This is a genomic window from Sphingomonas glacialis (genome assembly GCF_014653575.1).
In the GTDB taxonomy this organism is placed as follows: domain Bacteria; phylum Pseudomonadota; class Alphaproteobacteria; order Sphingomonadales; family Sphingomonadaceae; genus Sphingomonas; species Sphingomonas glacialis.
The window spans coordinates 294,274-313,090 of record NZ_BNAQ01000002.1; the positions used below are offsets into that span (position 1 = coordinate 294,274).

Annotated in this window: 21 protein-coding genes; 9 read left to right on the top strand and 12 right to left on the bottom strand. The window is 67.2% G+C overall.

What is annotated here, in order from left to right:
* Nucleotides 1-56: 56 nt before the first annotated feature.
* The gene (locus tag IE187_RS08075; protein WP_189675821.1) at nucleotides 57-617 is read right to left on the bottom strand and encodes a ClpP family protease; all 561 of its coding nucleotides are present in this window, start codon (nucleotides 615-617) and stop codon (nucleotides 57-59) included.
* A 138-nt stretch (nucleotides 618-755) separates the two neighbouring features.
* On the opposite strand from IE187_RS08075, the gene IE187_RS08080 reads away from it, so the two are divergent.
* Together IE187_RS08080 and IE187_RS08085 are read left to right on the top strand one after the other, a co-directional pair.
* Nucleotides 756-1,016 (top strand): AbrB/MazE/SpoVT family DNA-binding domain-containing protein, encoded by a 261-nt coding sequence (locus IE187_RS08080; RefSeq protein WP_133186462.1) that lies wholly within the window; start codon nucleotides 756-758, stop codon nucleotides 1,014-1,016.
* The gene (locus IE187_RS08085; RefSeq protein ID WP_133186460.1) at nucleotides 1,010-1,330 is read left to right on the top strand and encodes a type II toxin-antitoxin system PemK/MazF family toxin; all 321 of its coding nucleotides are present in this window, start codon (nucleotides 1,010-1,012) and stop codon (nucleotides 1,328-1,330) included. Before IE187_RS08080 ends, IE187_RS08085 begins: the two co-directional genes overlap by 7 nt.
* Nucleotides 1,331-1,388: 58 nt before the next feature.
* Here IE187_RS08085 and sdhA read toward each other — a convergent pair whose 3' ends face one another.
* From sdhA to sdhC, 3 genes are read right to left on the bottom strand one after another with little or no spacing between them, the layout of a single operon-like run.
* Nucleotides 1,389-3,191, bottom strand: coding sequence for a succinate dehydrogenase flavoprotein subunit (gene sdhA, locus IE187_RS08090; RefSeq protein WP_189675822.1), 1,803 nt, complete (start codon nucleotides 3,189-3,191; stop codon nucleotides 1,389-1,391).
* Entirely contained in the window at nucleotides 3,184-3,582 is a 399-nt protein-coding gene (gene sdhD, locus IE187_RS08095) for a succinate dehydrogenase, hydrophobic membrane anchor protein (protein ID WP_133186456.1), read from the bottom strand. Before sdhD ends, sdhA begins: the two co-directional genes overlap by 8 nt.
* A 1-nt stretch (nucleotide 3,583) precedes the next feature.
* Nucleotides 3,584-3,994 (bottom strand): succinate dehydrogenase, cytochrome b556 subunit, encoded by a 411-nt coding sequence (gene sdhC / locus IE187_RS08100; protein WP_133186454.1) that lies wholly within the window; start codon nucleotides 3,992-3,994, stop codon nucleotides 3,584-3,586.
* A 248-nt stretch (nucleotides 3,995-4,242) separates the two neighbouring features.
* Between sdhC and IE187_RS08105 the strand changes: the two genes are divergently transcribed.
* From IE187_RS08105 to IE187_RS08115, 3 genes are all read left to right on the top strand, one after another.
* Entirely contained in the window at nucleotides 4,243-5,586 is a 1,344-nt protein-coding gene (locus IE187_RS08105; RefSeq protein WP_133191870.1) for a methyl-accepting chemotaxis protein, read from the top strand.
* A gap of 20 nt (nucleotides 5,587-5,606) precedes the next feature.
* Nucleotides 5,607-6,986 (top strand): methyl-accepting chemotaxis protein, encoded by a 1,380-nt coding sequence (locus IE187_RS08110; protein ID WP_133186452.1) that lies wholly within the window; start codon nucleotides 5,607-5,609, stop codon nucleotides 6,984-6,986.
* A gap of 77 nt (nucleotides 6,987-7,063) precedes the next feature.
* On the top strand, nucleotides 7,064-7,762 hold the full coding sequence (locus IE187_RS08115) for an SDR family NAD(P)-dependent oxidoreductase (RefSeq protein WP_189675823.1): 699 nt from the start codon (nucleotides 7,064-7,066) through the stop codon (nucleotides 7,760-7,762).
* Here IE187_RS08115 and IE187_RS08120 read toward each other — a convergent pair.
* Complete coding sequence (locus IE187_RS08120) at nucleotides 7,759-8,340, bottom strand: nucleotidyltransferase family protein (protein WP_133186448.1); 582 nt, start codon at nucleotides 8,338-8,340, stop codon at nucleotides 7,759-7,761. The two genes, IE187_RS08115 and IE187_RS08120, sit on opposite strands and share 4 nt — an antisense overlap.
* 267 nt (nucleotides 8,341-8,607) lie before the next feature.
* Here IE187_RS08120 and IE187_RS08125 point away from each other — a divergent pair, with 267 nt between their 5' ends.
* Both IE187_RS08125 and IE187_RS08130 read left to right on the top strand, forming a co-directional pair.
* Complete coding sequence (locus IE187_RS08125; protein ID WP_189676228.1) at nucleotides 8,608-9,636, top strand: glycerophosphodiester phosphodiesterase; 1,029 nt, start codon at nucleotides 8,608-8,610, stop codon at nucleotides 9,634-9,636.
* Nucleotides 9,636-9,914 carry a hypothetical protein gene (locus IE187_RS08130; protein ID WP_133186446.1) on the top strand — a complete coding sequence of 93 codons (279 nt, stop codon included), beginning with the start codon at nucleotides 9,636-9,638 and terminating at the stop codon, nucleotides 9,912-9,914. The genes IE187_RS08125 and IE187_RS08130 overlap by 1 nt, the downstream gene beginning before the upstream one ends.
* 122 nt (nucleotides 9,915-10,036) lie before the next feature.
* Here the strand turns inward: IE187_RS08130 and IE187_RS08135 are convergent, their stop codons facing one another.
* Both IE187_RS08135 and IE187_RS08140 read right to left on the bottom strand, forming a co-directional pair.
* On the bottom strand, nucleotides 10,037-10,729 hold the full coding sequence (locus IE187_RS08135) for an esterase/lipase family protein (protein ID WP_189675824.1): 693 nt from the start codon (nucleotides 10,727-10,729) through the stop codon (nucleotides 10,037-10,039).
* Nucleotides 10,726-11,418: a TIGR02117 family protein gene (locus tag IE187_RS08140; protein WP_189675825.1), complete on the bottom strand. Its 693-nt coding sequence runs from the start codon at nucleotides 11,416-11,418 to the stop codon at nucleotides 10,726-10,728. The genes IE187_RS08135 and IE187_RS08140 overlap by 4 nt, the downstream gene beginning before the upstream one ends.
* 44 nt (nucleotides 11,419-11,462) lie before the next feature.
* Here IE187_RS08140 and phhA point away from each other — a divergent pair, with 44 nt between their 5' ends.
* A complete protein-coding gene (gene phhA, locus IE187_RS08145; RefSeq protein WP_189675826.1) occupies nucleotides 11,463-12,332 on the top strand; it encodes a phenylalanine 4-monooxygenase in 870 nt (289 codons plus the stop codon).
* Nucleotides 12,329-12,697: a hypothetical protein gene (locus tag IE187_RS08150; protein ID WP_133186438.1), complete on the top strand. Its 369-nt coding sequence runs from the start codon at nucleotides 12,329-12,331 to the stop codon at nucleotides 12,695-12,697. The genes phhA and IE187_RS08150 overlap by 4 nt, the downstream gene beginning before the upstream one ends.
* A gap of 7 nt (nucleotides 12,698-12,704) precedes the next feature.
* Here the strand turns inward: IE187_RS08150 and IE187_RS08155 are convergent, their stop codons facing one another.
* From IE187_RS08155 to IE187_RS08175, 5 genes are all read right to left on the bottom strand, one after another.
* On the bottom strand, nucleotides 12,705-13,637 hold the full coding sequence (locus IE187_RS08155; protein WP_189675827.1) for a 50S ribosomal protein L11 methyltransferase: 933 nt from the start codon (nucleotides 13,635-13,637) through the stop codon (nucleotides 12,705-12,707).
* A gap of 143 nt (nucleotides 13,638-13,780) precedes the next feature.
* Nucleotides 13,781-14,989 (bottom strand): ABC transporter permease, encoded by a 1,209-nt coding sequence (locus IE187_RS08160; protein WP_133186434.1) that lies wholly within the window; start codon nucleotides 14,987-14,989, stop codon nucleotides 13,781-13,783.
* Entirely contained in the window at nucleotides 14,989-15,849 is an 861-nt protein-coding gene (locus tag IE187_RS08165; RefSeq protein WP_229839305.1) for an ABC transporter ATP-binding protein, read from the bottom strand. The genes IE187_RS08160 and IE187_RS08165 overlap by 1 nt, the downstream gene beginning before the upstream one ends.
* Nucleotides 15,839-17,212, bottom strand: a complete 1,374-nt coding sequence (locus tag IE187_RS08170) for an efflux RND transporter periplasmic adaptor subunit (protein ID WP_189675828.1) — start codon at nucleotides 17,210-17,212, stop codon at nucleotides 15,839-15,841. Before IE187_RS08170 ends, IE187_RS08165 begins: the two co-directional genes overlap by 11 nt.
* The gene (locus IE187_RS08175; protein ID WP_189675829.1) at nucleotides 17,213-18,688 is read right to left on the bottom strand and encodes an efflux transporter outer membrane subunit; all 1,476 of its coding nucleotides are present in this window, start codon (nucleotides 18,686-18,688) and stop codon (nucleotides 17,213-17,215) included.
* Nucleotides 18,689-18,817 lie beyond the last annotated feature (129 nt).

An 18,817-nucleotide genomic window follows, 5' to 3' on the forward strand; every position in this document is an offset into this window, starting at 1 on the left:
TTTGTCCCAGCCGCGGCATCGCTCTCGCGCGCGCTTAACGGGAGGGGAGCAAGCCCTCAAATCACGTCGAGCACCAGCCCGAGATCGCGCGCCTGCTCGGCCTCGATATACCAGTTCGACGGCGCCTTCTCGCGCAGTTCCTCGAAATCGACCTGGCTGTCCTTGACGATCGCGCGGAAGCCCTCTTCCTCGATCTCGATCGAATGCTCGACCTCGTGGAGCGCCGCCTTGATCGACGCGACCACCATCCGCAGTGGCCCATCGAGCGTGATCGTCTTCGAGATCTTGCGCTCGTGGATCATCAGCCGCGTGTGCCGCGTGAGAAACCGGCGCTCGACCGGGAACGCCGCCATGAAGGTCGCGCCGGCCGAATAGACCGCGACCTTACCGAGGAACAGGATCTCGCGCCCGTCATGCTCGTCGAGCAAGCGGATATCGTCGGCCATCGTCCGCGCGACCTCGGGGTCGCCGCCGAGCGTCGTCAGCGCGATGACGATCGTCCCCTCGTCCGGGCAGGCGTCGAGCTGCTGGCGGAAGTTGGTGTACATCAGCTGGTCGACCGGACCCGACAGGCGGATGTGCGGATTGGCGAGCAAGGGGTAGCGGGTGGCAGTCATGCCCGCGCCAACCGGCGACGCTGGGGCTGGTTCCGCCACGGTGCGGAATATCGCGACCGATTGCTTACAGAACGCCACCGCAACGCGACGCAGTTATAACGAAGTTGCCACATCACTGCGCGAATGGTATTTCGGGGAATGCAAACTTCGCTCCGCAAGATCGGCAATTCGACCGGAATGATCCTCCCAGGCTCGATCCTAGGCGAGATCGGCGTCACCACCGGCGCGGCCATGGATTTGCGTGTCGAGGATGGTCGATTGATCGCAACCCCGATCCGAGACGTGCCGCGCAAGGGCTGGGCAGAGGCCGCAGCGCTGGTCGCGGCGGCGGAAGAGGATCCCGACGAAACCGCCTGGACCGCATTCGGCAATGACGGCGACGACGCCTCGACGTGGTGAAACGTGGCGAGGTCTGGTTGATTTCGCTCGATCCGACCGTCGGAAGCGAAATTCAGAAAACCCGCCCGTGTCTGGTGTTATCGCCCGATGATCTCAACGGGGTATTGCGGCGGACGATCGTCGCCCCGCTGACGAGCGGCAGCCACCCAGCGCCATTTCGCGTGCCGGTAACCTTTCGCCGGAAATCCGGTCTTATCTTGCTAGACCAGATCCGGACGGTCGACCGGGCACGGTTGGTGACGAGGCTTGGCGCGCTTCAACCCGCTACAGTGGCGGCGGCGCTTTCGGTGCTGACGGGCATGTTCGCACTCTAGCGCACTATCATCGCCGCCTGATGCGGAGGGGCAAGGCTGTCCTCGCCCCTCCGGCCGCTCAATAAACCCGCTTCTTCGGCTTGATGTATTCGGCCTCGTCGGTGAGCGTGTAGTCGTGGACCGGGCGATAGCCGATCTCGACCTTGCCGCCGACGCCGCCCCAACCCGTGAAGGTCGCGGTGGTGTGCTTCATCCAGTTCGCGTCGTCGCGATCGGGATGATCCTCGTTGACATGCGCGCCGCGCGATTCCTTGCGGTTCGCCGCCGACTGCATCGTCACCATCGACTGCGCGAGCAGATTGTCGAGCTCAAGCGTCTCGACCAGATCGGTGTTCCAGATCAGCGAGCGATCCGTGACCGCGACGTCATTGAGCTTGGCGTAGGTCGCCTTGATCTGCTCGACGCCCTCGTTCAGCAGCTCGTTGTCGCGGAACACGGCGCAGTTCTTTTGCATCGTGCGCTGCATCTCGAGGCGGATCTGCGCGGTCGGGATCGTGCCCGTCGCGTTGCGGAAGCGGTCGAGGCGGCTGAGCGACAGCTCTTCCGACCCCTTGGGCAGCGGCTGGTGCGGCGTGTTGGGCTTGAGGATATCCTTGATCCGCAGCCCCGTCGCACGGCCGAACACGACCAGATCGATCAGCGAATTCGAGCCCAGGCGGTTGGCGCCGTGGACCGAGACGCATGCCGCCTCGCCCACCGCGAACAGGCCGGGGACGACCGCATCGGGGTTGCCATCCTTCATATGGACGACTTCGCCGTGATAATTGGTCGGGATGCCGCCCATGTTGTAATGCACCGTCGGCGTGACCGGCAGCGGCTGGCGCGTCAGATCGACGCCGGCGAAGATCTTGCCGGTCTCGGTGATGCCCGGCAGGCGCTCGGCAAGCACCTTGGGATCGATATGGTCGAGATGGAGCCAGATATGGTCGCCATTCTTGCCGACGCCGCGGCCCTCGCGCATTTCGAGCGCCATCGAGCGCGACACGACGTCGCGCGACGCGAGATCCTTCGCCGACGGGGCATAGCGCTCCATGAAGCGCTCGCCCTCGGAATTGGTGAGGTAACCGCCCTCGCCGCGCGCGCCTTCGGTAATGAGCACGCCCGCACCATAGATGCCGGTCGGGTGGAACTGGACGAACTCCATGTCCTGCAGCGGGAGCCCCGCGCGCAGCACCATCGCATTGCCGTCGCCGGTGCAGGTGTGCGCCGACGTCGCCGAATAATAGCAGCGACCATAGCCACCCGTCGCGAGCACGACGTTGTGCGAGCGGAAACGGTGGATCGAGCCGTCGTCCATGCACAGAGCGATCACGCCGCGGCACACGCCGTCTTCCATGATCAGGTCGAGCGCGAAATATTCGATGTAGAAGTCGGCGTCATACTTCAGGCTCTGCTGGTAGAGCGCGTGGAGCATGGCGTGACCGGTACGATCGGCGGCAGCGGCGGTGCGCTGGACCGGAGGCCCCTCGCCCATGTTCTGCATGTGGCCGCCGAACGGACGCTGGTAGATCGTGCCATTCTCGTTGCGGCTGAACGGCACGCCGGCATGCTCGAGCTCATACACCGCCGCCGGTGCTTCGCGCACCATATACTCGATCGCGTCCTGGTCGCCGAGCCAGTCCGACCCCTTGACGGTGTCGAACATGTGCCACGTCCAATGGTCGGGGCTGTTGTTGCCGAGCGACGCGGCGATACCGCCCTGCGCGGCCACGGTGTGGCTGCGCGTCGGGAACACCTTGGTGATGCACGCGGTTTTCAGCCCGCTTTCGGCGATCCCCATCGTGGCACGAAGGCCGGACCCGCCGGCACCTACGACGACGGCGTCGTAGGTATGATCGATAATCTTATATGCCTCAGACATGCGGCACTCCGGTGGTGGCGGTGAACGCGACCTTGAGGATCGCAAAAAGGGCGACGGCGCCGCTGCCGAAGGTGAAGAAGTTGAGCAGCAGCATCAAAGCAACCCGGCTGGCGCCGTGTTGGTAATCCTCGATCAGCACCTGCAGCCCGAGCCGGAAGTGATAGAAGACCGAGAGGATCAGCAGCACCAGCGGGATCGCCGCCCAGGGCGAGCCGAGCCAGGTGTGGACCGAGTCGTAATCGTAGGCCGGCAGGCGGACGAGCGCGACGAAGAACCACAAGGTAAGAAACAGGTTCGATCCGGCGGTGACGCGTTGCGCCCACCAATGGTGCGCGCCTTCCTTGGCGCTGCCGAGACCGCGGACGCGGCCGAGTTCGGTTCCGTTACCCATCTTACTTGACCCCCACGATATAGGCCCAGACGAGCACGGTTGCCACCACCGCGAAGACCATCGTCGCGATCGAGCCCGAGCGATTGATCTTCAACTCGTAACCGGCGCCGGCATCGAGGAAGAAGTGGCGGATGCCGGTCGCCATGTGCTGGAAGAAGCACAGCGTCATGCCGATGGCGAACAGGTAGCCGAGCGCACCGCCGGCAACTTCGCCGAACACATGGTAGAAAGTGTGATAGCTCTCGCGCCCCGCCGCGATCGCGGCGAGCCACCAGACGAGCACGACGGTGCCGACTGTCGCCATACCGTCGCCGGTAATGCGGTGGAGGATCGAGACCACCATGTGCGGACCGGGTTTCCAGATCGACAGATGCGGACTGAGCGGTCGGGCGCGGGGTGTTGGGCTGGCCAAGGCTAGGACGTCCTCGTCATATTGGGTTGTGGCTCCTTTAGTCGGCAAGCGCTGCGATGCAAGGTTTCTGGCATGCCACGCACATGCAGCAATTGCAGCTGGGCACTTTGCCCAAGGGCCTGAGCAGGCCGCACGCAGGGCTTACCGAGCGTTAACCAAATCGCGTTAAGCCATCGGGTGACCGCCGACCAGTAGCGTACAGCCCATGGCTGCGGCAGATACGGAGCTTCGCCTTGAACCCCACTGCATTGCCTGCCCCCGGTACGGTCGCCGCGACCATCGATATCCGGGCGCGCCTGCGCGCCTTCGATTTCGACAATACGCTGGAAGCCGCCGCGCGCGACGTGTGGAGCGTCCTCGAGGCCGATGCCGCCGAGATCGCGCTGGCGTTCTGGGCGCAATGGCGCCGCGCGAGCCCGGGCGAAAAGAGCTGGCAGCCGCACGAAGAAACCAAGATGATCGAGCTTGGCGTGACCTTCCTGCGCAATCGCTTCTGCGACGTTTCGGGGCGTGCCTGGATCGAGTCGATGGAGCGATCGGTCGCGTCGGGCTACAAGGAGGGCGTGTCGACGATGGCGCTGCTGTCGATGACCTGCGCGAGCGACCGCGCCGCGCTCGACATCCTGTTCAAGCGCGTCAAGGGCGACGACCCGCGCCTGCCCGGCTTCATCGATACGCTGATGCGGCTGACCGGGCTCGAAGCCGAGATCACCGTCGAAATCTACAACGCCTTCCGCCTCAACAGCGCGCAAGGCGAGCGCGACCGACTCGCCACCGAGTTCCGCGAGCGCATCGCCGCGACGGTCGAGGAAGCGACGCAGGAATCCGAAGTGCTGCGCGGCCAGTCGGTCCGCACCTCGACGTCCGCGCGCGGCATGCTCGGCAAGACGAGCGAAGTCGCCGCCGCCGCCGAGCAATCGGCGATGGCGATGCGCGAAGCGGCGCAGACCGCCGCCGGGCTGATCCGCGCGATCGAGGATGCGCGCTCCGAAGTCGAAGCCGCCGCCGAGATCGCGACACGCGCCTCGACCCAGGCAAGCGCTGCGGTCGGCATGTCGGAAACGCTCAGCGACCATGCCAAGTCGATCGAATCGATCCTCGGGCTCATCCGCGACATCGCCGGGCAGACCAATCTGCTCGCGCTCAACGCAACGATCGAGGCGGCGCGCGCCGGCGATTCGGGGCGTGGCTTCGCGGTCGTCGCGCAAGAGGTGAAGTCCTTGGCCAACCAGACCGCGCGCGCAACCGACGACATCGCCGCCAAGATCGCCGCGATCCAGTCGGCGACGCGCTCGACCGTCGCGACCAACGCCTCGATCAAATCGACCGTCGCCGAGGTCCAGGAAAGCGCCAACCGCATCCGCTATGCGATGGAGGCGCAAGCGCACACCGTCACCGCGATCACCGCCGCGGTCGACGAGACCGCGCTTGCCGCCGATTCGATGTCGAACACCATCACCGCGATCCGCGAGGACACCGAATCGGTCGCCTCCGAGATCGACAGCGTCGGTCGCGGCTTCGATTCGCTCGACCACAAGCTGGGGACCCTAAAGAACCGCGCGAGCGACTTTGTCGCAAAAGTCGCGGCGTAAACCGGGAACGAGGAACTGAGATGGCAGTAAGCGACGCGCTTGTAGGCGCGATCCCGGGTGGGTGGAGCGGCGAACACCGCACCGCCGCCGCCCGTGTCGCCGACTATGATTGGGACGGCAGCATCCGCGCGTGCGCGGCGGAGATCACGCAGGCGATCGCCGGACACGAAGCCGAAATCTCGCGTGCTTTCTGGGAGCATTATCTCTCGCTGCCGGTGAGCGCGCACATCCGCTCGCAATTCACCGCGGACTATCTCGACACGCGAGTCGACAACAGCGCGCGCTACACCCGCGTCAAATATGCCGCGCCGTACGAGGATGACTGGATGCGAATGGCGACGCGCCATGCCGCATCGTCGCAAAAGGCGGGCGTGCCGTTGCAAGCACTGCTCTCGTCGTTGAGCTTTGCGCATACCCGCACGCTGGTCGCGATCGAAGCCAAGCTCGGCAGCGGGTCGTCGCGGATCGGCGCGCTCGCCGATTGCGTCCAGCGGCTCGCGCTCGTCGAGGCCGATGTGATGGCATCGTATCTCGGCGCGCACGATGCCGAACGCGCACGCTCCGAACGGCGCACCCGCTCGGCCGATTTCAGCGCGACGATCGCCAGCTCGATCGAGGGCGCCGCCGCGCTCGGCAACCGCATTCGCGTCCAGGCGCAAGGTGCATCGCGCGCGGCGCGCGGGATGCTCGGCCAGACGAGCGAAGTCGCCGCCGCGGCCGAACAGTCGGCGATGGCGATGCGCGAAGCCGCGCAGACTGCCGCTGGCCTCATTCGCGCGATCGAGGATGCGCGCAGCGAAGTCGAAGCCGCCGCCGAAATCGCAACGCGCGCCTCGACCCAGGCGACGACGGCGGTCGGCATGTCGGAGACGCTCAGCGATCACGCAAAGTCTATCGAATCGATCCTCGGGCTGATCCGCGACATTGCCGGACAGACCAATCTGCTCGCGCTCAACGCGACGATCGAGGCGGCGCGCGCGGGCGATGCCGGCCGTGGTTTCGCGGTGGTCGCGCAGGAAGTGAAAAGCCTCGCCAACCAGACCGCGCGTGCGACCGACGACATCGCCGCCAAGATCGCCGCGATCCAGTCGGCGACGCGCTCGACCGTCGAGACCAACGCCTCGATCAAATCGACCGTCGTCGAGGTCCAGGAAAGCGCCAACCGCATCCGGTTCGCAATGCAGGCGCAAGCGCAGACCGTTACCGCGATCACCGCGGCAGTCGACGAAACCGCGCTCGCCGCCGATTCGATGTCGGGGACGATCACCGCGATCCGGGCGGGCACCGAGCGAGTCGCGGGCGAGATCGACACGCTCGAACGCGAGTTCGGCACCGTCGACGATCGGCTGGGCGAGCTGAAAGGCGCGGCCGACACCTTCTCGGCAAGCGTGGCGGCCTGACCTCCTCCCGTCTCTCCCCTCCCTGAAGGGAGGGGAGGCCCGTAGCGCTTGGGCGAACGGCCCGCTAAACACCGCCCATGACCAACATCCTCCTCACCGGTTCATCGCGCGGGATCGGTGCCGCCACGCTCACCGCGCTCGAAGCGGCGGGCGCCACCGTCATCGGCCAGGGCACCCGCTCGGGCATACCCGCCGACTTCGCCGATCCCGCCGCACCGCGCGCCTTGTGGGACGCAGCACTCGCGCGCTGCGATGGGCGGATCGACGTGCTGATCAACAATGCCGGGGTGTTCGAAGCGAACCCGATCGAGTCCGACGATGCGGTCTGGGTCGAGCAATGGGAGCGCACGCTGCGGATCAACCTGACCGCCTCGGCCGAGCTCTGCCGCTTTGCGGTGCGCCACTGGCAGGAACGCGGCGTCGGCGGGCGGATCGTCAACATCGCCAGCCGCGCGGCCTATCGCGGCGATTCGCCGGCGCATTGGCATTATGCCGCGTCGAAGGCCGGGATGGTCGCGATGACCAAGTCGATCGCGCGCGGCTATGCCCGTAACGGGATCCTCGCGTTCGCGATCTGCCCGGGCTTCACGATGACCGGGATGGCCGAGGATTATCTCGAGAGCCGCGGCGGCGACGCGCTACTCGCCGACATTCCGCTCGGGCGCGTCGCGATGCCCGAGGAAGTTGCCGAGGCCGCGCGCTTCCTCGCGCTGACCGCGCCGGCGTCGATGACGGGCGCGGTGCTCGACATCAACGGCGCGAGCTACGTCCGTTAGCGCAGCGCGCGGAGCCGCTCGAGATCCTCGGGCCGGTCGATGTCGAGTAGCTCCGCTTCGGGCGCGATGACGTGGCGCCCGGCGCGGACCATCGCGCGCGCGCCTTCGTCGCCCGCCAGTTCGAGCAGCGCCGGAAGCCGCGCTGCGCCGAACAGCGCGGGCGGGCTCGTCTGGACGCCGTTGCTCGAGGCGATCACGGCATTCTCGCCATCGCCGTCGACCGCGTCGGCGAGGCGATAGATGTGCGACGCGGTCACGCGCGGCATGTCCGCAAGCGCGATCACCGCACCCGCACAGCCGAGCTCGATCGCGGCGCGCACGCCGAGCTTGACCGATCCCGCCATGCCATCGCCGGGGTCGGCATTGTGGAGCACGGTGTAGCCCCGACTGCCGAAATCGAGCGCGGTGTTCGAACAGACCGCAAAACGCGCCTTGAACGGCACATCCTCGAGCGCGGTGACGACGTGGAAGGCGAGCGGCTTGCCGAGAAAGTCCTGCTGCAACTTGTCGGCATCGCCGAAGCGTTCGGACCGCCCCGCGGCGAGCAGGATCAGCACATAGTCGTCGATCGCGATCATCTCGGTTCTCCGGCGCGGCTGCCCCTCGCCCTGCGGCATCAACGCGCGCCGCCGCCGATATGGTCCGCACAGCGCTGCGCTATCGAGGCTTTTCGCGTGGCGCGCTATCGTCAAACTGTCATCGTCTTGCCCCATGCGGGTGGACACGACGCTGCCAAGAGGATTTTCACGACGATGACGCATTCGAGCACCGCCAAGGCCGCCCAGACAGTCGCGGCGCTGTTGCTGTCGCTGGCGTCGAGCGCGGCGATCGCGCAGACTGGCGCGATGCCCCACCCCGTCCCCGCCCCCGTCACCACCCCTGCTGCCGCGCAGCCGCTCTCCCCGCCGATCGTCATCGCGCACCGCGGCGCGAGCGGGCTTCGGCCCGAGCATACCATCGCCTCGTACACGCTCGCGATCGAGCAAGGCGCCGATTTCATTGAGCCCGACCTCGTGCTGACCAAGGACGACGTCTTTGTCGCGCGGCACGAGAACGACATCACCGGCACCACCGATGTCGCCAAGCACCCTGAATTTGCCGCGCGCCGCACGACCAAGGTGATCGACGGCGAGAGCCATACCGGCTGGTTCACCGAGGATTTCACGCTCACCGAGCTGAAAACGCTGCGCGCGGTCGAGCGTTTGCCCAAGCTGCGCCCCGGCAACGTCAAATATGACGGCCAGTTCGAAGTTCCCACGCTCGCCGAGGTGATCGCTCTGGCGAAACAGCATTCGGTCGGCGGGCGCGTCGTCGGCATCTATCCCGAGACCAAGCATCCGAGCTATTTCGCGCGCATCGGCCATCCGATGGAAGCGCGGCTCGTCGCGGAGCTCAAGGCGGCAGGCTGGGACAAACCGAGCGACCCGGTGTTCATCCAGTCGTTCGAGGTCGACAATCTCAAGCGCATCCACGCGATGACGGGGCTGCGGCTGATCCAGCTGATGGACGCGAGCGGCGGCCCTGCCGACCATGCCGTGCCGAGCTATGCCGCGATGGTCACGCCCGAGGGGCTCAAGGCGGTCGCGAAATACGCGTATGGCATTGGCCCCGGCCTCGCGATGATCGAGAATGGCGATGCGCCGCCGACGACCCTTGTCGCCGATGCGCATGCCGCCGGGCTGCGGCTCCACCCCTGGACCTTCCGCGCCGAAAACATCTTCCTGCCGCCGAGCCTGCAGACCGGCACCGATCCGGCGGTCCACGGGCGGATCGAAGATGCGATGCGGCGCTATCTCGCGCTCGGAATCGACGGCTTCTTTACCGATTTTCCAGGGATTGGCGTAAAGGTGCGCAACGCCCTAAAGGAAAAATGATGCAGTACCGCCCCTTGATCGCCGCCGCCTTGCTCCCGCTGATGATGGGAGGCTGCGTCCGCACCGCTGCCAGCATCGTCACCTTCCCCGTCAAGGCCGCGGGCAAGGCGGTCGACTGGACGACGACGAGCCAGTCCGAAGCCGATCGCAACTACGGCCGCAAGATGCGCAAGCAGGAAGCGCGCGAAGGCGCCGAACGCCGCCGCTGGGCGCAGGAATGCCGCCGCGAGCAGCGCCCCGATTGCAATCGCTACGACGGGTATCAAGCCGGGCGCTGAAGGCCCCTTCTTCACCCCGGCCTTGTGCCGGGGTCCACCGGCCCGCACATCCGGCCCGCGTAGCACGCGCGGCACGGTGGGCCCCGGCACGAGGCCGGGGTGACGGTCGGTACGACGTTCGTTCAGACCGCAGCGCCGCCCAGCACCTGCGCCACCGCGAGCAACACCGCCGGGCGCACCTGCACGCCGACATGGCTGCTGCGCACCTCGACCGATCGCCCCGCGGCGTCGTGGCAGATCATGCCATTGACCAGCCCATCGCTGCGGCTCCAGATCGCGGTTGCCGGCACCGGCGGGGTCTGCGCGACCAATGCGCTGTGCGCGACGATCTCGGGCGCGTCGATCCGGTCGCCGGTGAAGAATTCGAACGCGCGCCACACATTAGTCGCACGCGGGCTGCCGGCATAAGGCGAGCTGATCGTCACCACTTCGCGCACCAGCTCGGGCCAGCGATGCGCCGCGAAACGCGCCATGATCCCGCCGAGACTGACGCCGACCAACGTCACCGGCTCGCCGCTCGCCGCAGCCAGCGCGGCGATCCGGTCGTGCAGCCGCTCGCCATCGACGCCGATCGTCCGCGCGCCGAGATTGCGCCCGAGCGCCCACCCCTCGGCGCGATAGCCGAGCGAGACGAGATAGCGCTGCAGGAACACCCCCGACAGATCACTGTTGAACAGTCCCGGCAGCAACAGCACCGGTCGCCCATCGCCGCGCGGCCCCTTGGCCAGCAGCGACCGCGACCCGAGCAGCGACGCAAGTCCCCACGCCCCGCGCGGCACTTCGAGCGCGAGCAATGCTTTCGACGGCGGCTTCACGTCGCATCTCGTAGCGGATGTCGCGGCGGGGCAAACCAGCCGAGTACCGTCACCGGAAACGGCGTCCACACCCCGATCCGCACCCCGGCCGCTCGCAAGGCGTCACCGGTCCAGGCGTTGCACGTCTCGATCGCGCTGTAGCGCCCGCGCGCCTGGTAGAAGGCATCGTTGCTGCCGTAGCCCGCGCGGTGCCACGCCTGCCGCCCCGCAAAGCTCGCGCGGATAAAGGCCGCGAGCCGGCGATATTCGTCAGGCCGCAGCACTACCTCGCGCGCATCGTCGGCCGCGGCGGGCGGCGCGATGTGCTCGACATGCAGCACGGTGCGATCGCTGCCGATCGCTGCACGCAGCACGGTCAGCGGCTTCACGTCGCTCCAGCGCGGCGTCTCGAGGTAGAAGGTCCGCTCGCCCCAGCCGATCGCGACATGATCGAAGCCGGCATAGCGCGGATCGGCGAGATCATCCCCCGGCAACAGATCGCGCCAATCGACCCCGGCGGCGACCTTGGGCAGCACCAGATCGGTATGCACGCCATTGCTCTCGACCAGGATTCGCACGCCGTCGCGCGGCTGGCTCCAGCCGGCGTTGCTCGGCACGGCGCCACCCGCCATCCCCGCCGCGCCATAAGCGACGAGCAATACGGCGATTATGCCAGCCACGCTGACTACCCGCCCAAGAATTCGTTTCATGCGTAAGCATTCCAGACCCGCAGTGGCTGTGATACCCTGCAGCAATGACCGATGATACGCACGTTCTCGACCGCCCCCCGCCCGGCGCCTCCGCCGATTGGACGATCCCGCAGGATTGGGCGCATTTCAGCCAAGAAGAACACCACGTCTGGGACACCTTGTTCGCGCGCCAGGCAAAACTGCTGCCCGGTCGCGCGTCGGACGCCTATTTGCGCGGGCTAGATGTACTCAAGCTGTCTAAACCGGGGATTCCCGATTTCGAGGAACTGTCCGACCGGCTGATGAAGCTCACCGGCTGGCAAGTCGTCGCGGTGCCCGGGCTCGTCCCCGACGCCGTGTTCTTCGACCATATGGCGAACCGCCGCTTCGTCGCGGGCAATTTCATCCGCCGCGCCGACCAGCTCGATTATCTCCAGGAACCCGACGTGTTCCACGACGTGTTCGGCCATGTCCCGATGCTCGCCGATCCCGTCTTCGCCGATTACCTCGCGGCATACGGCCGCGGCGGGCAGCGGGCACAGGGGCTCGATGCGCTGAAATATCTCGGCCGGCTGTATTGGTACACGGTCGAGTTCGGCCTCGTCGCCGAGCCCGAGGGCTTGCGGCTGTACGGCGCGGGGATCGTGTCGAGCTTTGCAGAGAGCCGGTTCGCACTCGATGACCCGAGCCCCAATCGCATCGCCTTCGATCTCGAACGTGTGATGCGCACCGAGTACCGGATCGACGACTTCCAGCAGAACTATTTCGTCATCCCGAGCTTCGAGGATCTGCTGCGCGTAACGGTCGAGACCGACTTCGCCCCGCTCTATACCAAGCTTGCTGAGATGCCCGACGTGCCGGTCGCGCAAATCCTGCCCGACGACATGCTGCTGACGCGCGGGTCGCAGGCCTATGCGCTGGCGAAGGCGTCGTGAGCCGCGCCGAACGCGAGCGCTGGGCGATGGCCGAGGAACAGTGGCCGACGCTGCAGGCGTTCATGACCGAGCGGCTCCATGTTTTCGGCCATTTGAAGGCGCTGCATGCCGAAATCGCCGAGGCGCTGCCACAGCTGAGCTTCGACGAACGCGCGACGATGGCGAGCGAATGCCGCGATTTTCTCCAGACGTTCAAGACACGCTATGACGACCGCGAGTTCCTGCGCGACGGCTTCGGCGTGCGCGGCGAGCTGCCGATCGACGATCGCGGGCGCAGCCAGGCCGGGCTGACGCGCGCCAAGGTGATCTACGATTCGCTGCTCGCCTCGCTCCGGCGCGAGAAGGCCGAGTGGCAGCCGGCCTGACGCGCCGCTAGAGATCGAGCGCCCAGCCGTCGCGTCCCTTCGGGTCGATCGGCTTGGTCGGGACATAGCGCACCGCGCCCGCGACGAGCCGCAGGATCGTCCAGTCGCCACGCCGGTCGGTCTCGGCCAGCGTGCAGCCGCAGCCGGCAAACGCCGCGACGACGTCGGCGCGCTGCGTGTCGAGCAAGCCCGCCAGGACGATCGTCGCGCCGGGCGCGGCAATTGCGGCGAGCTCGGGCGCCATCGACACCAAGGGGCCCGCCAGGATATTGGCGATCACCAGATCGTACGGCGCTCGCGCGGTGATCGTATCGTCGAGCGCACCGTCGGCGACGATCAGCGCGATGCCGTCGAGCGCATTGAGCTCGGCATTCTCGCGCGTGACGATGATCGCGCGCGGGTCGATATCGGTCGCGACGATCTCGGCCGTCGGCCACAGATGCTGTGCGGCGAAAGCGAGCAGCCCGGTGCCGGTGCCGATATCGATGATCCGCGCGAACGATTGGTCGGCGAGGCGATCGAGCATCGCGAGACACCCCGACGTGGTCGCATGGTGTCCGGTGCCGAACGCCTGCCCCGCCTCGATCAGGAAGGCGCGACCGCCTGCGGGGGCGGCGACGGGATGCGCGCTGGTATGGACGACGAAGCGCCCCTCGGCGATCGGCTCGAGCCCGTCCTGGCTCAGCGTCACCCAATCCTCGTCGGGCAGTTCCTCGACCAGCGGCGCGGTCTCCCCCGCACTCGGCGCGAGCAGGCGGATCGCGGCGATTGCCGCGGGTGTCGGCGCCACCTCGATATAGGCGTCGAGCCGCCAATGCTCGCGATCGTCCTCCTCGAGTTCGGTCGTCATCAGCACCATACCCTCGGCGATATCATCGGCGGCATCGATGGCCTCGGCCTCGGCGCGGGTGCAGGGGAGCGTCACTTTCCAGCTGGTCATCGCTGCGTCCTGCCCGCGCCGCCCGCCCCGCGCAAGCGGGCATCCCCACTTCTCTCCGCGTCTTCGCGTCTCCGCGTGAACAAGAAATTGATTTCACGCGGAGACGCGGAGACGCGTAGAAGAAAGGGCGTAGCGCTACGCGGTTATTCGTGGCGGAGCGCGTCGATCGGGTTGAGTGCTGCGGCGCGGCGCGCGGGGAAATAGCCGAAGACGACGCCGATCACCGCCGAGATGCCGAATGCGATCAGGTTGATCTGCGGCACGAACAGGAAGTCGACCTTCATCACCGGCGCCAGGCCGAGGATCGCGAGCTGCGCGACGACGAGCCCGATCAACCCGCCGAGCATCGACAGCGCGATCGCCTCGACGAGGAACTGCATCAGCACCTCGTTCGCGACCGCGCCGATCGCGAGGCGGATGCCGATCTCGCGCGTGCGCTCGGTCACCGACACCAGCATGATGTTCATGATCCCGATCCCGCCGACGATCAGGCTGATCGCCGCCACTGCGGTGACGATCCCGGTCAGCAAGGTGGTCGATTGCGTCAGCGTCGCCGAGATCTGGGCTGTATCGAAGATGTTGAAATCGTCGTCCTTGCCGCCGGTGATGTTGCGGCGTTCGCGCAACAGGTCCTCGATCGAGGATTGCACCGCCGCGCTCGAATAGGCCTGGTCGACGCCGACCAGCATCAGCTTGAGGTCGGTCGTGCCGGTGAAGCGGCGCTGCACCGTCTTCAGCGGCATGATAATGACATCGTCCTGATCGCCGCCGAAACCCGCCTGCCCGCGCTTCGACAACAAGCCGATCACGTCGCACGAAATCCCGGCGATGCGCAGCCGCGTGCCGAGCGGCGACGCGCCGCGATAGAGATTGTCGTTGACGGTATTGCCGATGATGCAGATCGATTTGCCTGCGGCTTCCTCCGCCGGGGTGAAAATGCGCCCCTCGGCGAGCGGCCACGGCTGGACCTGGAAATAGGCATTGGTCGTGCCGTTGACGGTGGTCGACCAGTTCGCGCCTTCGTAGATCGCGGTGCCGGTCGTGCCGGCCTGCGCCGCGACCGCAGTCACACCGGCGATCTGGTCGCGGATAGCGGCGGGGTCGTCGGCCTTGAAGTCGGGCGGACGCGGTCCGCCGCCGCCGCGGCCGAAACCCTGGCCGGGGCGAATCTGGAGGATGTTGGTGCCGAGCGCGGCGATCGATTTCTGCACCGCTGCGGTCGTCGCCTGGCCGAGCGTCACCATCGTCACGACCGCCGCGACACCGATGATGATGCCGAGCGTGGTGAGGAACGAACGCAGCTTGTGCCGCGCGATCGAACGCAGCGCGAGGAGGAGGGTCGTGCCGAACATTATGATTCCCCGCCCGCTTGCGGGAGGGGCGTGCCGGTGGGGCTATCGCTCGAGGCACTGCCCTCCCCTAACCCCTCCCGCAAGCGGGAGGGGGATTCGTCGGGAGTCTCCCCCGGCCGATGCTGCGCCTCGACGCGCTCGACCAGCCCGTCCTTGAAATGGACGATAGTATGCGCGAACGCCGCCATGTCGGGCTCGTGCGTCACCATGATCACCGTGATCCCGCTGTCGCGATTGAGCCCCGACAGCAGCTCCATGATCTCGATCGACCGCTCCGAATCGAGGTTGCCGGTCGGCTCGTCCGCCAGCAGCACCGACGGCGACGTCACGATCGCGCGCGCGATCGCGACGCGCTGCTGTTGCCCGCCCGACAGCTCGGCCGGCGTATGGTCCCACCAGTCGGCGAGCCCGACCTTGTCGAGCGCCGCCATCGCCAAAGCGCGCCGCTCCTTCTTCGCATCGCCGCGATACAGCAAGGGCAGCTCGACATTCTCGAGCGCGGTCGTGCGCGCGAGCAAATTGAACCCCTGGAACACAAAGCCGAGATACTTCCGCCGCAGCAACGCGCGCTGGTCGCGGTCGAGCGTCTCAACATGGACGCCCTTGAACACGAACGTCCCGCCGCTCGGCACGTCGAGACAGCCGAGGATGTTCATCGTCGTCGACTTGCCCGAGCCCGACGCCCCCATCACCGCGACGAAATCGCCCTGCGCGATGTCGAGGTCGATGCCCTTGAGCGCCTGGAACGCGGTCGCGCCCTCGCCGTACGTCTTGATGACCTGACGCAGCGCGATGATCGGTGCGCCCGCGGCCGGCACATATTGGCCGGCGACGTGGACGGCGGGGGCGTTACTGGCCACCGGCCTGCCCGCCCGACCGCTTGCGCTTGCCCGCCCCCGATGCGCTCGCGCCCGCCGCGAGCTGCCCGGTGATGACCTTGTCGCCGGGCTTGAGATTGCCGCCGATCACTTCGGTCATCGCGCCGTTGCTCTCACCCGTGGTGATCTGCACCGGCTGCGGCGTGCCCTGCGCATCGGCGATATAGACCGTCTGCGATCCGCCGCGCTTGACCGTCTCGCCCTTGCCCGTACCCGCGCCGCCACGCCGTGGACGACCGGGGATCAGCGCGCCGGCGATGCCCTTGTTGGCGCTCGCGCCCGTGTCGGTCGGCTTGAAGCGCAACGCGGCATTGGGGACGAGCAGCACGTTGGTCTTGGCGGTCGTGGTGATGTCGGCAGTCGCGGTCATGCCCGGGCGCAATTGGAGATTGGCGTTACCGACGCTCAGCGTCGCGCTGTACGAGACGACTTGCCCGGTCGTGGTCGTCGTCGTGGTCGTCGTGCTCGCTTGCGCCGACAGGTTCGATCCGAGATCGACGCGCGTGATCGCCGCGGGGAAGGTCTTGCCCGGGAAGGCGTCGACCGTGAAGACCGCGCTCTGCCCTTCCTTGACCGATCCGACATCGGCTTCGTCGATCGCGACCTGGAGCTTCATCCGGCTGAGATCCTCGGCGATGACGAACAGCGTCGGCGTGCTGAACGAGGCGGCGACGGTCTGGCCCGGTTCGATCTGTCGCGCGAGCACGACGCCGTTTACGGGCGAGCGGATCACCGTCTTCACGAGCTGCGTCGCGTTCGACGACAGCGTCGCGCGTGCCGAGGCGACGTTGGCTTGCGCCGCCCGCACATTGGCGATCGCGCGGTTCCGGTCGGCGATAGCCTGGTCCATCTCGGTCTTGGCGGGGACGCGCCCGCCCGACAGGCGGCTGACCTCCTGGAAGCGCGCGAGCGTCGCATTCGACTGCGACAGCGTCGCCTGATTCTGCGCGACCGTCGCGACCGCGGCATCGAGCGCGGCCTGGCTTTGGTTGACCGTATCCTGGAAACGCGACGGATCGACCAATGCGAGCGGCTGTCCCTTGGTCACGCGATCGTTGACGTCGACGACGACCTTGGTGACGAGCCCCGACAATTCCGAACCGACATTGACCTGGTTGGTCGGTGCAAGCTTGCCCGTTGCCGAGACGCTGACCGCCAATGCGCCGCGCGCGACGGTGTCGGTCGCATATTCGGGCTTGGCAGTGCCCCCGAAGCAGCTCTTGAGCAGGATCAGCAGCAACAGGACGCCGACGCCGACCGCAGCCCATTTCGCCCAGCGGCGCCAGGCGGGAACCGACTTGGCGCCGAGAAATTCGTTCAGATCGGTGCGCGCGGGATCGGCCATCTATCGTACCTGTGCGGGAGAGAGCGGGAGGGCGGTCGGGAGGGCGGCCGGATCGGCGGCACTGTCCCAGCCACCGCCGAGCGCGAGATAGAGCTGGACGAGCGCCGTCGCCTGGTCGGACTGCGCCTGACTGAGGCCGTTGCGCGCGGTCAGCAAGCTCGCCTCCGACGTGTTGAGCGTGGTGAAATCGGTCAGCCCCGCGCGGTATTGCGTGCGCGACAGAATCGCGCTGTTGTTCGCGGCATCGAGCGCGATCGCGAACTGTGCTGCACGACGCTTGGCACTATCGAGCGCGACGACCGCGTTTTCGACATCCTCGAGCCCACTCAGCACGGTCGATCTGTACGCCGCGAACGAACCCTCGGCCGCCGCCTCGCTCGCGCGGACTTGCGAGCGCAGCCGCCCGCCGTTGAAGATCGCCTGTGTCAGCCCGGCGAACACCTGGCCCGCGATGCTCTGGAACAGGTCGCCGAGATGCGATGCATCGGTCGAGACGCTGCCGCTGATCGCCAGCGCCGGATAGAGCGCCGCCTTCGATATGCCGATCTGCGCCGTCGCAGCGGCAAGCGCGCGCTCCGCGGCGCGGACATCGGGGCGCTGGCGCAGCGTGTCGATCGGGATGCCGACCGCGACCGATGCCGGCCCCGTCGGGATCGGCCGCGCCGCCGCCAGCTCGGCCTTGAGCGCGCCGGGGGCCTGGCCGGTCAGCACGCCCAATCGCGACACCGCAGCGTTGTAATTCTGCTCGATCGTCGGGATCGTCGCCGCGGTAGAGGCGCGCTGCGAACGCGCCTGCTCGGCATCGAGCGAGGAGACGAGCCCCGCCTGGACGCGGAAGCCCGCGATCTGGAGGTTGTCGTCCTGCAATCGCAGCGAATCGCGCGCATTGGCGAGCTGCGCTTGATACAGCCGCGCGAGCATGTAGTTGCGCGCGGTCTCGGCCTGGGTCGACAGCACGACCGTCGCGTAATCATAGCCCGACGCCTGATATTGCGCGCGGCTCGCCTCGACCGTGCGGCGCACTTCGCCGAACAGCCCGACCTGATATTGCACGTCGAGCCCGAGCGACAGCGTGTCGCCCGATCCGCGCCCGGTGATGACCGTCGCGCCGCCGGGCAAGGTCGTCGTGCCGCCGCGGATACTTTGCGAGCGCGTATAGCCGCCCGATCCGCTCAGCGTCGGCAGCAATTGCGCGCGCGACTGGACCAGCGCTTCGCGCGCCTGGCGCAGCCGCGCGACGGCTTGGGCGATGTCGAGATTGTTGGTCCGCGCGCGCTCGACGATGCTCGCCAGCAGCGGATCGTTGAACTGCGTCCACCAGGCGGTGAGATCGGCGGCGGGGCGGCCGTCGCTCGGCACCGAATACACATCGGGCACGCCGAGCGTCGCGGGCGTGGCGGGGTGGTAATTGGGGCCAACCGTACACGCCGCCAGCGGTACGGTGACGGCGAGCAGCAGGGAAAGGCGGTGACGCATGGTGTTCGTGTGGACTAGCACACCGTGCGAGGTCCACCGATTTATTGTCGCAACCTGTCGCGGTTCCGTCCTGACGCGATACGAAATGTCGGTATCGCGGATCGCATCAGCGCGAGACGCCGCCCACGG

Bases quoted from the DNA above. Each gene is read 5' to 3' on its own strand.
- IE187_RS08110 (WP_133186452.1), top strand. From the start codon at position 5,607: ATGGCAGTAAGCGACGCGCTTGTAGGCGCGATCCCGGGTGGGTGGAGC.
- IE187_RS08170 (WP_189675828.1), bottom strand. From the start codon at position 17,212: ATGGCCGATCCCGCGCGCACCGATCTGAACGAATTTCTCGGCGCCAAG.
- IE187_RS08075 (WP_189675821.1), bottom strand. From the start codon at position 617: ATGACTGCCACCCGCTACCCCTTGCTCGCCAATCCGCACATCCGCCTG.
- IE187_RS08140 (WP_189675825.1), bottom strand. From the start codon at position 11,418: ATGAAACGAATTCTTGGGCGGGTAGTCAGCGTGGCTGGCATAATCGCC.
- IE187_RS08155 (WP_189675827.1), bottom strand. From the start codon at position 13,637: ATGACCAGCTGGAAAGTGACGCTCCCCTGCACCCGCGCCGAGGCCGAG.
- phhA (WP_189675826.1), top strand. From the start codon at position 11,463: ATGACCGATGATACGCACGTTCTCGACCGCCCCCCGCCCGGCGCCTCC.
- IE187_RS08160 (WP_133186434.1), bottom strand. From the start codon at position 14,989: ATGTTCGGCACGACCCTCCTCCTCGCGCTGCGTTCGATCGCGCGGCAC.
- sdhD (WP_133186456.1), bottom strand. From the start codon at position 3,582: ATGGGTAACGGAACCGAACTCGGCCGCGTCCGCGGTCTCGGCAGCGCC.
- IE187_RS08080 (WP_133186462.1), top strand. From the start codon at position 756: ATGCAAACTTCGCTCCGCAAGATCGGCAATTCGACCGGAATGATCCTC.
- IE187_RS08120 (WP_133186448.1), bottom strand. From the start codon at position 8,340: ATGATCGCGATCGACGACTATGTGCTGATCCTGCTCGCCGCGGGGCGG.
- IE187_RS08175 (WP_189675829.1), bottom strand. From the start codon at position 18,688: ATGCGTCACCGCCTTTCCCTGCTGCTCGCCGTCACCGTACCGCTGGCG.
- sdhA (WP_189675822.1), bottom strand. From the start codon at position 3,191: ATGTCTGAGGCATATAAGATTATCGATCATACCTACGACGCCGTCGTC.
- IE187_RS08130 (WP_133186446.1), top strand. From the start codon at position 9,636: ATGCAGTACCGCCCCTTGATCGCCGCCGCCTTGCTCCCGCTGATGATG.
- IE187_RS08125 (WP_189676228.1), top strand. From the start codon at position 8,608: ATGCCCCACCCCGTCCCCGCCCCCGTCACCACCCCTGCTGCCGCGCAG.
- IE187_RS08115 (WP_189675823.1), top strand. From the start codon at position 7,064: ATGACCAACATCCTCCTCACCGGTTCATCGCGCGGGATCGGTGCCGCC.